Source organism: Vibrio chanodichtyis (assembly GCF_028863985.1).
Classification (GTDB): domain Bacteria; phylum Pseudomonadota; class Gammaproteobacteria; order Enterobacterales; family Vibrionaceae; genus Vibrio; species Vibrio chanodichtyis.
The window spans coordinates 105,311-117,912 of record NZ_JARBFT010000002.1 but is presented as its reverse complement, the minus strand read 5'-3'; the positions used below and the strand labels follow the sequence as shown (position 1 = coordinate 117,912).

Sequence of the window (12,602 nt, the reverse complement as noted above, 5' to 3'; positions counted from 1 at the left end):
AGAACGGCCCTAATTAGTGGTGTTATTCGCCATCAAATAATGCAGCGCGGAGTGCGCTGCGTTACTAATGGTTACTTAAGATTGGTTTTAAAGAATTGTTCAATCTTGCCAAATGGGATTTTATCTACTTGGTCATATAGATCGACGTGGTTAGCACCATTGACGATGTAGAGTTCTTTGGGTTGACTTGCCGCGGCATAAGCGGTCTCACTGAAATAACGTGAGTGAGCATTTTCACCATGCACCAGCAGGATTGGACGTGGTGAAATCTCTTGGATATAGCTCATGATCGGCATATTCATAAATGAGATTGGCGTGGTTTGCGTCCAAGCATTACCTGAGTTGACTGAGCGCGGATGGTAGCCGCGTTTGGTCATATAATAGTTGTGATAATCGACCATAAATTGAGGTTCATCACCCTTAAGATTTGCGTTGTAGGCTGGTTGATAGGCAGGCGTACCATTTTCCGCGTCTTGCCAGCGTTGTTCACTCATTTGTTGCAGGATTTTGGTGCGTTGTTCTAGGGGCATACTGTCGTTATAGCCTTTAGACATAACACGGGTCATATCGTACATAGTACTGGTTACTACAGCTTTGATTCGTGTGTCTACGGCTGCTGCATTGAGCGCCATGCCACCCCAACCACAGATCCCTATAATACCGATACGATTACGGTCAACTTCGGGTTGTAGGCCAAGAAAATCAACCGCAGCGCTAAAATCTTCCGTATTAATATCTGGTGAGGCGACATTGCGTGGCTGACCACCACTTTCTCCGGTATAGGAGGCATCAAATGCCAGCGTGATAAAACCGCGTTCTGCCAGAGTTTGTGCGTAGAGACCACTGGATTGCTCTTTCACTGCGCCAAACGGACCGCCAAGGGCAATCGCTGCCAATTTGCCTTCTCCACGGTTTTTGGGCAGGTAAAGATCGGCAACTAGGGTGATGCCATAACGATTTTTGAAGGTGACCTTACGATGCTCAACGTGAGCGCTTTGGGCAAAGATTTTATCCCATTCGCTCACCATAGAGACGGGATCGGTCGGGGCTGGGGCCGTTTGGGCATTGCTCATGGTTGAAATTCCGGTTAATGCAGCTCCTAGCAGTAGGTGAGATGCGATAGCTGTCAGCTTATGTGGAAGAATAGTCATGGAAAAGTTCCTTGCATTCGGAGTTTTGAACGGTAGTGATAAGGTGGGTTAGTTAATCCATTCACCCATCCAATTTATTCTAGCTAGAACAATTCGTCATGATTAGAGGCCATTTCATGATAACATTCATGCGTATTTGTTCTGAATGTAGCGTTTAACCCGTGGTACTAAGAGGCTGGTGAGTCAATGGTGGAGTAAAAAATGACAATCCGTGAGAACTATAATGATCTGCACATTTTTATGCTGGTTGCTCGCGAAGGCAGTTTTACCAAAGCGGCCGCTCGATTGGGGCTAGCTCAATCAGGGATCAGTCGCACGATTCGCGAGTTAGAAGCGCGGTTAGGGGTGCAATTGTTGATGCGCACTACCCGTAGTCAGTCACTGACCCAAGCGGGTGAACAGTTATATCGTTCGGTTCAGAGTGGTTTCCAGTCATTAGATACCGGTCTGGCTACGCTGGCTCATTATCGTGACATCCCTTCTGGTACAGTGCGTATCAATGCCAGTCAACACGCTATCGATAAGGTGTTACTGCCTAAACTGGCTATTTTTCGACAACGTTACCCAGATATTCAGCTAGAGCTGATCAGTGAAAACCGTTTTGTGAACATCATCGATGAACGTTTTGATGCTGGGGTTCGTTTGGGAGATGAAGTTGATGAGGGAATGGTGGCCGTACGGATCAGCGCTGATTTGGAGATGGCAATAGTCGCCACTCCGGCGCATTTTTTACACTACGGATTTCCGCATACACCGGCCGATCTGGCTGCCCATCCCTGTATTGCTTACCAGTTTGCTGATGGCTCTCTTTACCACTGGGAATTGTGGCAGCAGGGCAATCTCATCAAGCATCAGCCACAGAAGAGCTGGGTATTCTCTGATAGTTACATGGAAGCTGAAGCGGCAAAAATGGGGCTTGGGCTGGCGTATGTTCCGAAGGAGTTAGTGGCTGATGAATTAGAGCGCGGTACTTTAATCCAAGTATTGAAATCTTATAGCCACCGTTTGGCAGGACAGTATCTTTATTACCCTCATCGTAATGTCTCACCCGCATTAAGAGTGGTAATCGATGCACTAAAGCTCTGAATACGGTGTCGCGCGCTTCTAATATTTACCAAATCAATCGGTGCGTATTTTATTATGTTTGGTGAGCAGATGGGAATCATTTCGTTTTCGGACAATTTGGTATACCATGGCCGCGCAAACAACACCTTATGAGGTTGAAATGGCTCAATCGCATGCTCCTGATGTCGCCAATCGTTCTCTGATGGCCAAAGTTCTGTTACCTAAACCAGCCGAGCTGATCACCTTGCCTTCGCATATGGCGTGCCATGATCATAGCTACACCCAAATCGTGATTGGTCTGAAGGGCCAAGCGGAATTTGAAGTGCGCGGTATGGGTAATATTGTTGGTCCAGGTCAAGGCTGCGTGGTGACCTCAGGCTCGGATCATGCTTTTGGTGGCATCGTTGGGCAATCGGATATTCTGGTATTAAACATGCCAACGCCGAGCGATGATGATCCTTTGTTGTTACGTAAACTCAATGAGCTGACCACGAGTGAGATCTACTTTCAGTTAGATGGTCAGATCCAGCGTTTGATCCAGATGTTGGTGCAAGAAATGCAGGCGAGTCCTGACGATCTACTGCTTGGCCGAGCCTGTAATGATACGGTAGTGGCACTATTGCAACGCCATATCAGTGCGCTAGCCAGTGCTCATAAAGAGTCTCGTTTTAATATTGAAGTGGTGGATCGTTACATCGAACAGCATTTGGCGCAGCGTATTTCGGTCGCGCAATTAGCTGGTTGCGTTTTTTTAAGTGAGAGTCAGTTTCATGTACTGTTTAAAGAGCAGATGGGGGTCACGCCACATCAATATGTACTCAATAAACGTGTCGATATGGCCAAACAGCTGATTGAACAAGGGCGACTGAATTTAGGCCAGATTGCTGAACTGACTGGTTTTTCGAATCAGAGCGCATTTACCCACACTTTTGCAAAATTGCATGGTATTTCCCCTTCACAATATAAACGGCGTTGGTCCGCGGTCTCTTAAGTGGAGTGTCAGCAAAACTCGCCTCAATCCTGTCTCGTATGACCTATGCTGATTTATCCTCTTCCTACTTGAAGCTGCAGCGGTGTTGGCTACGTTCGTTCACCCCAATCATATAGTTTGCTTATGTTCATGGGGACTCACCCACTTGCCGCCTACCTGCAACTCCAAGTTGTTTGGGTATAGCTTGTTGAGAGTGTCATTTTTACATATTTACCCTCCGGTTTTGCTGCGTATTCACGAATAAAAGCTGTAATCCGATTGTTGATAATTTGTTTATTTTTGGTTTCAATTCGGCTTTTTTGACAAATTGTCAGGACTTTTTGACAAATCCTCTTCTGACACTCAAAATACACCGCTAATAATTGCAGCAAACCTTACTGAACCGCCCCGAGTATTGGCGGTGATGTCGAAAGCATGATCAAGCTCAAACCGAGCGTAAAGTCAGGAATCGGGTTGAATGAGCATTAAATTTCAATCCGGCCGGTTTTGGATACCAAGCTTGATCATGTTTCCGTAGCAAATCGCATTTGCCGCCAGCTTTTAACGAGGACAACACACCATGGAAAATAGCTTTGCTATTACAACCACCTTTATCGTCTATCTCATTTTGATGTTGACGATTGGGGTTTACGCTTATCAGCGAACGAAAAACTCAACCGACTACTTTCTCGGTGGTCGTTCATTAGGCCCGTGGCCTGCGGCACTTTCTGCCGGTGCATCCGATATGAGTGGTTGGTTACTGCTCGGTTTACCTGGTTACGCTTATGCTGCGGGGATTGAAGCATTCTGGTTGGCGGGTGGCTTACTGGTTGGCACATGGGCTAACTGGTTAATTAATGCCAAACGCTTAAGAACTTACAGTATTACGACCGATGCGTTGACATTGCCTGAGTTTTTGTCGCGTCGTTTCAACGATAAATCGAAACTGATCCAAACCATTTCGGCATTTTTTATCCTGTTATTCTTCCTTTTTTATACCAGCTCAGGTTTGGTTGCCGGCGGAAAACTGTTTGAAACCGTATTCGGTATCGATTATTCCACCGCGGTTATCATTGGTACCATTTGTGTGGTTTCATACACCTTATTTGGCGGTTTCTTAGCGGTATCTTGGACTGATTTAGTGCAAGGCTTACTGATGGCAGCCGCGTTAATGGTGGTGCCCGTGGTCGCGATGAATGGTAGCTTGACGCAGCTTGATCAGGATTTAACTGCAATTAACCCCGAGCTGTTGACGCTGTGGAATGATGCACAAGGTGAACCGTTGTCTGTGATTGCCATTCTATCGCTGGTGGCTTGGGGCTTAGGCTATTTTGGTCAGCCGCACATATTGGCACGTTTTAAAGCTTCACGCTCAAATCAAGATTTGACGACGGCGCGGCGCATTGCTGTGGTATGGACTGGGGTTTCAATGGTCGGTGCGATTTTGGTTGGTTTGACTGGGTTAATTTTTGTCACTCAATCAGGTTCGATTCAGTTGGACGATGGTGAAAAGGTCTTCATGTTGTTGGTCAATTCACTGTTTCATCCAGTGATTGCGGGCATTTTGTTGGCGGCGATTTTGGCTGCGATCATGAGTACCGCTGATTCACAACTGTTGGTGTCATCCTCTGCGTTGGCGGAAGATTTCTACAAACAATTAGTGAAAACCGATGCCAGTTCCGAGCAGATTGTACGGGTGGGCCGCGTGGGTGTGGTGATCATTTCTGTACTGGCATTACTGCTGGCGATGACCCCAGACAGTTCAGTGTTGAGTTTGGTGTCATACGCTTGGGCTGGATTTGGTGCGGCATTTGGCCCGACTTTAGTCCTAAGTTTGTATTGGGAGCGGATGAATCGCCATGGTGCTTTAGCGGGGATCGTGGTAGGAGGGGTGACCATAGTAGTATGGAAACAACTGACTGGCGGTTGGTTTGATGTGTATGAAATTGTGCCGGGGATCATCTTCGCGACGTTGGCGATTGTGGTGGTGAGCTTGCTGACCGAGCAGCCCGAAGCACAAGTCAAAGCACAACATCTTGAGTTTAAAAAGCAGTTACGCGAACTGGCATAACTTTCTCATCAAATCGTTGAATAAGCCTCGTGAATACGAGGCTTATTCAATATAATTTAGTGTTTATTGAACAATTTTCTAATACAGATCACGAAATTTGTATAACAAATTATGTTTGCGGAACCTATCGCTGCAGAATGCGTCAATTATCAATAGTGACCAGTAAATAAGAGGGATCCGTCATGCCAAAAGCTTATTGTCGTTGCTGTGGCAAACAAACTGCGCATAAAGCACTGATGAAGCGGGTGCAAGAACAGCCTGACGGTTGGCAAGGATTCCAACAATTCCTCACTATGCTGATCCATGGCCAGCACTATTACCAGATGGAAAAACAGTATTTTTGCCGAGTGTGTAATCAGCAAAATGAGCGTATTCAGTCGCATGATTTATTAACGAGTACTAGTGTCCGCATTTCTTAAATCACACTTAGTGATTTTCCTCTCTCAATTGATGATCACCACAGAGTGATCTGATGTTTGCTGCTTAATTGCAAGCTAATCCAATACGTTGCTGGTTTTTTTGTTTTATACACCTTCCGATTATTTGTCGACGCTGAGCATAACTATTTAGAATTATGGACGATATCTCACAGATTAGTTATTTGCTTCCTCAATACTTGTGATTGTGCGAACTTTCGCAAAGTAATTTCCTGACGCTTAGATACTTTGATCACATATTGGTGTAATTGAATGTGAGTGGAGTATTGCTGATGCGATTAAGTCTAAAGAGAAAAATGGTTTGCTCTGTGGTTGTCGCGATAGCGGTGACGGCAGTCGCTTTAGTGGTGGCCGGTTACCAGTTATTTAAGCAAGAGAGTTGGCGAGCGATTGAAAGTGAAAGCCGTAATACCTTGCACGCTCATGCTAAAGGTATTGGTGATTGGTTTACTGGGAAGCAATTAGCCTTAAAGGGGCTTCGTGAAGAGATTGAAAGTAATCCACAGTTAGATCTGGTGCCACATCTAAGACAAACCCTACAAGCGGGATCGTTTGGCCTGAGTTACTACGGTAACGAACAAGGCGAGATGTTTCGCCAAGATCCTACGCTGAATACCGCAGGCTATGATCCTCGCATCCGTGACTGGTATAAAGAGGCGAAAGCCGCGGGTAAACCAATTACTACCGAGCCTTATGTCAGCGTCACCATGCAGACTTTAGTGGTGACTCTAGCTGAGCCTGTGCGCCACAATGGCCAGTTGATCGGAGTGGCTGCCTCCAATTTGGCACTGGATAAACTTATCCAAGATGTATTAGCGATTGCGGTGCCAGGTGACGGTTATGCCATTTTGGTCAACCAGAAAGGCAAAATTGTCGCACATCCAAACGCAGAGTTGATTTTAAAACCTACCGAAGATATTTCTGCCGAGCTTACTCTTGCGCAATTAAATCGTGCTGCGCAGTTACGGACGCTACTGCCATTGAGCATTGACGACAGTGATAATCTTTTAATGGCACAGACAGTGGCGAATACCGATTGGTTACTGGTGATGGTGATGGATCGGTCAGTTTTAGAGCAACCACTGAATGATGTGTTAATGGTACAAATTGGGATTGGGATTGCTGTTTTGCTGATCATGGCACTGTTCACCTCGTGGTTTGTCGCGCGTCAACTGAATGATCTGGGCCATATCGCCAATGCATTAGCGGATATTGCCGAAGGAAATGGTGATTTAACTCGACGCTTAGAGGTAAACAGCCAAGATGAGGTGGGTTTACTGGCTGATAAATTTAATAAATTTATCGGTAGCTTGCACCAGATGGTAAAAAATGTGCGCGAAGTTTCCATCACCCTGAATCAAGGTGCCGATCATTTAGCTGCATCGGCGACGCAAACCAGTCAACGGATCCGTACCCAACAAGATCAAATCACTATGGTGGCGACCGCCGTCACTGAGATGGCATCGGCGACGGCCGAAATTGCCAATAATGCTGAAAATACTGCGCGCAACGCTACTCAATCAGTCCATTTAGGTGAAGATGGCTTTATGCAGATGCAGCAAAGCAAACAATCGATTGATCAGTTAGCCCAAGAGCTTACCGCTGCAGTACAGATCATTAGTGAGCTAGAAGAACATGCCAATGAAATATCGACGATTTTGTCGACGATTCGTGGGATTGCCGAGCAAACCAATTTACTGGCGCTTAATGCTGCGATTGAAGCGGCGCGTGCCGGTGAGCAGGGGCGTGGTTTTGCAGTAGTCGCCGATGAAGTGCGAGTGCTGTCGCAGCGGACGCATGCTTCCACTGAAGAGATCCAAATCAAGATTTCAGGTCTGCAAAAAGTGACGACGACCGCCGTCTCGGCGATGACGGAAAGCCATAACTTGGTGGAAACCAGTGTTGCGGATGTCAACCAAACGGGAACTAGCTTACAAGCGATCAGTGAAGCAATTCAGCACATCAGTGATATGGCGACGCAAATTGCCTCGGCGGCTGAAGAGCAATCTTTGGTGACGGCGGATATCAATATCAATACTGAATCTGTGCGTGAAGTGAGTGATCAGTTGGCCGAAGAAGCTCAGTTATCTGTACAGCAGGCGCAATCGTTGCATGCGATGGCACAAGAGCTGAATAAGGAAATTTCCCGCTTTACACTTTAATTCTCGTTTGAGCCGCATTTGATGACCACCCGCCGCTTTTAGACTGCTGGTGGTCACTCAGCCGAGTATTCACTCGGCTTTCTGCTATTTTACTCCCTCATTTCACTGTGCAGTATCTCAAACGGCGGGCAAGTTTTGGCTCACACTGACTGATCATTTAACTGCCATTTCAAGTTGTTGCGAGATAGCCGGTGACGATTAATTTATCCAATTTGAGTTGAATTCTCACAGTGTGGGAATGTAATGCTTTAGTTCTTGTCTATTTCTCGATATATAAGAATAAGCATTTGAGATGCCCTCGATTAAAGGCTAAAAAACACCCATGAAAGAGATGAAACCATCAGCTAACCAAGTTAATGAAAAATCACTGCAATTGCTGATGCAAGTTGCGGTAAATCCAGAGCCAGTATCAGCAAAAGGATTGAGTGAACAACTGCAAGTTCCCCTCAGTAGCCTTTATCGACATTTGAAATTGCTCAAAGAGTGGAATTTAATTGAAGAGAGTCCACACGACAAAACCTTGATCATTGGTCCGGCAGCACTGCTACTGATGAGAAGCTATCAAACCAGTCAACATAACCTTGATTCGGTCGATGCGGTGCTAAGTCGTTTACAAAAACAGACTGGGGAAATGGCGGCATACATGGTGCCGGTCGGTTATCGAGCATTGTGTGTCAGTCAAAAAGAGAGTATGCAGGCACTGCGATGCAGCTTCGTCCAGGGTCAAAGTCAACCCCTGCTTCGCGGTGCCTCCTCTAAAGTGATGTTGGCCTACATGCCTGCAGCACGTTGTGAAAAGATCTTACGCTATTTTGGCGAGGATCCAAGTTTGGACAAGTGGCAAAACGAGTTTGCCAAGATACGTCATCATGGTTATGCCGTGAGCACCTCGGAAATTGATCCCGGCGTTTCGGGGATCAGTGCTCCGGTGATGAAAGGGAGTAAGTTGATTGGGGCAATTTCGGTGATGGCGCCCGCCCATCGAGTCGAAAGCAACAAGCAACGAATTATTTTACATGTATTGCAAGCCGCCCGTGCGTTGCCACCAGAAAGGTAATCGATCATGCTTAACTTATTCAAACGCCACCACTTAAATCGTACGGTGAGTCATTCGATGGCGAAGTTTGGCTTTATGACAGTTAGCCAGCGGATCAAACCAATGTCATTGGTCGCGTTTGAATTAGCACAGCAGAGCCTCGATGTTGCCGCAGATTGGTTGTATCAGCAACAATCGGCAACCACGACATACCCAGAGACAAGCCATTATGTGCTGGTGGATGGGCAGGCCAATACTTTTCAATCCGCGCTTAGCCAATCAATCGCTATTGGTACCGTGCCTGTGGTATTAGCTAATTGCCATGAGATTGTATTGCAGGGTTTAGCGGTACTTAGTCAAGATAATAGCAATATTGGCATCGTGCATATCGGGCATCAATTTGAGTTGAAACCCAGTTTGGATTTGCAATTAGGTAGCGCCTTTCACTTTGCTTTATCGCGGTTTACGCACAGTAAACTGCTTTGTATTGGCATCGATAGTGAGCAAATCAGTGCGCAAACACTAGAGTATGCCGAAGATCTTGGCTGTGATTGGATCAGCCATCAAGAGTGTGGTTTTTTAAACCGTACCCAGTTAAAAGACCAGTTGAGTAGTTACATTGAGCGCAGTGAACAACTGATGGTAAATATTGATTTAGCCTCATTGGTTGCTGGGCACGGGATTGATATGCATCACGTATTGGATAATCAGGTAATTTTGCGCTTACTGCGCCAAATTATCCTGTCAGGCAAGGTGCGTTATATCCAGTTAGTCGGAGCAAAAGATAAACTGATCTATTCCAAGCAGACTAAAGAAATTGTCGATGAGTTGATCAACTTAGCTCCGCATTTAGTGCACGTGGCATAAAGGGATTTTCCTAATAAATTGACATCATATTGGCATTGTTGGATGTAGCTGTGACTAGAATACTCATCCAGTCTGGGATGGAGTAGAGTGATGACGGTGTTTTTTATGCAGCGCAGATATGCTTTAGCATTAATGTTGATGTTTATTGTGCTATTAATTCCACTGAGTATATGGTCACAACCATTTGATTTTTACCAACCAGTGCAGGACTCTACTGGCCAAGCCATTACCTATCTGACTTATTCCGCGGGTAAGCAAGGCTTTTTGATTTCTCTGCTTTTGCTGATGATTTGGGTGACATGGCGTTGCCAGATACCACGCCACCAATGGTCACAAAAAGCTCTACAATTGATACTGTTACTTGGACTGGCTATGGTGCTGAAAGTCGGCATTAAAGCGCTGACTGAACAGCCAAGACCTTACACTGAAGTGATGACACAATCGCTGTTATTACCCAATCCGCAACATTTCTATCTGCTGTCTGAGCCTAAACAACAAGCCATTTTGCTGGCGATGGAATCAAACGTGAGTCCATGGCGAGTTAAACATTGGCAGCAAGAACTGGATTACTCTTTTCCCTCTGGGCATACCTTGTTTGCGGTGGTGTGTTTACTGTTTTTTGGTCAGCTGTTAGCTGAGAAAAAACGCTATCTCGATGTAGCTGTATTACTGAGTTGGACCATCAGCATCGGCTATAGTCGGCTATGGCTTGGCATGCACTATCCGCTGGATTTATTTGGGGCAGGGTTATTGGCGGGGGCGCTATATTTGCTGGTGCCACTCAACTATGCATTGCCTCACTTGGATTGGCCATCATGGTTGCCGCACAGACCTCGGGTATAACACCCAGAAAAAATGGGCATGTCTGCCCATTTTTGTCATGGTTATCTTATTTACGCTTAAGATTAACTTTGCTCAGCTTGACACACTGATGCAGTAAAGATCACATCAGTAGAGCTGTTAAGCGCCGTTTCTGCAGAATCTTGCAGCACACCAATAATAAAGCCGACCGCAACCACTTGCATCGCGATATCGTTGGAAATACCAAACAAACCACAGGCCAGTGGGATCAGCAGTAGTGAACCACCCGCCACTCCGGAAGCGCCACAAGCAGAAACAGCGGCGACCACACTAAGCAGTAAAGCGGTCAGCAGATCGACTTCAATACCTAAAGTGTGCACTGCGGCAAGCGTGAGAACGGTAATGGTGATCGCGGCCCCTGCCATGTTGATGGTGGCACCGAGAGGGATCGATACTGAATAGGTATCTTCATCCAAATTGAGTTTTTCACACAGTGCCATGTTGACTGGAATGTTGGCTGCACTGGAGCGTGTGAAAAATGCAGTCATACCACTTTCACGCAGACATTGTAAAACCAATGGGAAAGGGTTGCGGCGAATTTTGTAGTACACAATCACTGGGTTGACGACCAGTGCAATAAACGCCATCGCACCCAGTAACACCGCCAGTAATTGTACATAGCCAGCTAAAGCGCCAAAACCTGTGGTGGCAAATGTGGAGGCGACTAAGCCAAAAATACCGAATGGTGCCAGTCGAATAATAAAGCGCACAATTTGTGAAATTCCGTGGCTAAGATCTTCAAAGACCGCTTTAGTGGTGGAAGATGCACGGTGCAGCGCCAAACCTAATCCGACACCCCAAGCCAAAATGCCGATGTAATTGGCATTCATCAGCGCGCTAATTGGGTTATCCACCAATTTAAATAGCAAGGTATTAAGAACTTCCGCAATGCCTTGTGGTGGGGTTACCCCTTCTACCCCAGTGGTTAACACTAAAGTGGTTGGGAATAGGAAGCTTAAGATCACGGCGGTCAGTGCTGCGGAAAAGGTGCCAAAAAGGTAGAGCACAACGATCGGACGCATATAAGTGTGTTGGTTTTTCTTTTGGTTAGCGATAGAGGATGCAACCAAAATAAACACCAATACTGGAGCAACGGCTTTTAGCGCTCCCACGAATAAATTGCCAAGTAATCCTACTTTTTGAGCGTATTCCGGTGAAAAAGTAGCTAAAACAGCACCTAATAGGATGCCAGCTAAGATTTGCAATACCAGATTTCCACGCGCAAAACGGGCGATAAATGAGTTGTTTTGCATAGTTATCCCTGTGAATTATCAAAAAATTTGAATTATTGTAACTTCAGTTATTCATTCTGAAGGATCCCAATATTAACCACACAATATAATGTGTCTACCGATAATTGATGATTAGCGTGATAAGAGGCCTATTTTGAGAGGGAGTGATGAATTTATTGCTCAACCTCGATAAAAATGCAGGTAAAACATCTCTGGCCAGTCGAGCTCAAACACATAAATGCATAAGGGCAATGCTCGCTTGGCTTGTCCTCAATGATCATTATTATCACCCACAACTGAGCTGCTTCAGGCATGTGGGGTGGTAATTAGTGTGCCACTTTTATGGCCGGGTACACCGTTTGCTGGCCATTACTCAGTTCACCAAGCCAGGTCATTGCACCTGAAGAGCAGGCGGGTAAAATGATCTCACCGCTGTAACTATCTGAACCTATTGGGGATAATGAAAATTTGGCGCTACCCATATCCATTTCCAACCCTTGTAAGGTCAGGATTAAATTTTGTGCGCCGGCATTTGGCCAGTTGACCGTCAGCCGATAAGTGGTGGCAGGGGCGTTGAGCGCTGGTTCTAGTCTCATACTGACTCCGGCTTGTTCACAGCTTTGCTGCGAGAGCAGACAGTAATGATTAAGATCGCGCTGAGCGGGAAATAACCAAGCACGTAAATCGTCGGCGAAAAAACCAGCACTGAGTGCAAGTAACAGTACTATCCCGGTGAGAAGTTTCATCATA

Annotated in this window: 11 protein-coding genes; 8 read left to right on the top strand and 3 right to left on the bottom strand. The window is 46.0% G+C overall.

Annotation, left to right across the window (positions count from 1 at the left end; all coding sequences use genetic code 11):
- Positions 1 to 71: 71 nt before the first annotated feature.
- Entirely contained in the window at positions 72 to 1,151 is a 1,080-nt protein-coding gene (locus PUN32_RS02630; protein ID WP_274721642.1) for an alpha/beta hydrolase, read from the bottom strand.
- Between the two features lie 201 nt (positions 1,152 to 1,352).
- On the opposite strand from PUN32_RS02630, the gene PUN32_RS02625 reads away from it, so the two are divergent.
- From PUN32_RS02625 to PUN32_RS02590, 8 genes are all read left to right on the top strand, one after another.
- Complete coding sequence (locus tag PUN32_RS02625) at positions 1,353 to 2,237, top strand: LysR family transcriptional regulator (protein ID WP_274721641.1); 885 nt, start codon at positions 1,353 to 1,355, stop codon at positions 2,235 to 2,237.
- A 106-nt stretch (positions 2,238 to 2,343) separates the two neighbouring features.
- The gene (locus tag PUN32_RS02620; RefSeq protein ID WP_274721640.1) at positions 2,344 to 3,207 is read left to right on the top strand and encodes an AraC family transcriptional regulator; all 864 of its coding nucleotides are present in this window, start codon (positions 2,344 to 2,346) and stop codon (positions 3,205 to 3,207) included.
- 559 nt (positions 3,208 to 3,766) lie between these two features.
- Positions 3,767 to 5,257, top strand: coding sequence for a sodium/proline symporter PutP (gene putP, locus PUN32_RS02615; RefSeq protein ID WP_274721639.1), 1,491 nt, complete (start codon positions 3,767 to 3,769; stop codon positions 5,255 to 5,257).
- 182 nt (positions 5,258 to 5,439) lie between these two features.
- Entirely contained in the window at positions 5,440 to 5,676 is a 237-nt protein-coding gene (locus PUN32_RS02610; RefSeq protein WP_166015193.1) for a hypothetical protein, read from the top strand.
- Between the two features lie 290 nt (positions 5,677 to 5,966).
- Positions 5,967 to 7,856 (top strand): methyl-accepting chemotaxis protein, encoded by a 1,890-nt coding sequence (locus PUN32_RS02605; protein WP_274721638.1) that lies wholly within the window; start codon positions 5,967 to 5,969, stop codon positions 7,854 to 7,856.
- A 322-nt stretch (positions 7,857 to 8,178) separates the two neighbouring features.
- A complete protein-coding gene (locus PUN32_RS02600; RefSeq protein ID WP_166015191.1) occupies positions 8,179 to 8,913 on the top strand; it encodes an IclR family transcriptional regulator in 735 nt (244 codons plus the stop codon).
- A 6-nt stretch (positions 8,914 to 8,919) separates the two neighbouring features.
- Positions 8,920 to 9,759 (top strand): arginase family protein, encoded by an 840-nt coding sequence (locus PUN32_RS02595; RefSeq protein WP_274721637.1) that lies wholly within the window; start codon positions 8,920 to 8,922, stop codon positions 9,757 to 9,759.
- A gap of 90 nt (positions 9,760 to 9,849) precedes the next feature.
- On the top strand, positions 9,850 to 10,602 hold the full coding sequence (locus PUN32_RS02590; protein ID WP_274721636.1) for a phosphatase PAP2 family protein: 753 nt from the start codon (positions 9,850 to 9,852) through the stop codon (positions 10,600 to 10,602).
- 62 nt (positions 10,603 to 10,664) lie between these two features.
- Here PUN32_RS02590 and sstT read toward each other — a convergent pair whose 3' ends face one another.
- The gene (sstT, locus tag PUN32_RS02585) at positions 10,665 to 11,873 is read right to left on the bottom strand and encodes a serine/threonine transporter SstT (protein ID WP_166015187.1); all 1,209 of its coding nucleotides are present in this window, start codon (positions 11,871 to 11,873) and stop codon (positions 10,665 to 10,667) included.
- Positions 11,874 to 12,178: 305 nt separating this feature from the next.
- A complete protein-coding gene (locus PUN32_RS02580) occupies positions 12,179 to 12,598 on the bottom strand; it encodes a hypothetical protein (RefSeq protein ID WP_274721813.1) in 420 nt (139 codons plus the stop codon).
- Positions 12,599 to 12,602: the final 4 nt, after the last annotated feature.

What these genes read in the sequence shown, in the direction of transcription:
- putP (WP_274721639.1), top strand. Translation starts at nt 3,767, where the DNA reads ATGGAAAATAGCTTTGCTATTACAACCACCTTTATCGTCTATCTCATT.
- PUN32_RS02630 (WP_274721642.1), bottom strand. Translation starts at nt 1,151, where the DNA reads ATGACTATTCTTCCACATAAGCTGACAGCTATCGCATCTCACCTACTG.
- PUN32_RS02580 (WP_274721813.1), bottom strand. Translation starts at nt 12,598, where the DNA reads ATGAAACTTCTCACCGGGATAGTACTGTTACTTGCACTCAGTGCTGGT.
- PUN32_RS02595 (WP_274721637.1), top strand. Translation starts at nt 8,920, where the DNA reads ATGCTTAACTTATTCAAACGCCACCACTTAAATCGTACGGTGAGTCAT.
- PUN32_RS02620 (WP_274721640.1), top strand. Translation starts at nt 2,344, where the DNA reads ATGGCCGCGCAAACAACACCTTATGAGGTTGAAATGGCTCAATCGCAT.
- PUN32_RS02610 (WP_166015193.1), top strand. Translation starts at nt 5,440, where the DNA reads ATGCCAAAAGCTTATTGTCGTTGCTGTGGCAAACAAACTGCGCATAAA.
- PUN32_RS02605 (WP_274721638.1), top strand. Translation starts at nt 5,967, where the DNA reads ATGCGATTAAGTCTAAAGAGAAAAATGGTTTGCTCTGTGGTTGTCGCG.
- sstT (WP_166015187.1), bottom strand. Translation starts at nt 11,873, where the DNA reads ATGCAAAACAACTCATTTATCGCCCGTTTTGCGCGTGGAAATCTGGTA.
- PUN32_RS02590 (WP_274721636.1), top strand. Translation starts at nt 9,850, where the DNA reads ATGACGGTGTTTTTTATGCAGCGCAGATATGCTTTAGCATTAATGTTG.
- PUN32_RS02600 (WP_166015191.1), top strand. Translation starts at nt 8,179, where the DNA reads ATGAAAGAGATGAAACCATCAGCTAACCAAGTTAATGAAAAATCACTG.
- PUN32_RS02625 (WP_274721641.1), top strand. Translation starts at nt 1,353, where the DNA reads ATGACAATCCGTGAGAACTATAATGATCTGCACATTTTTATGCTGGTT.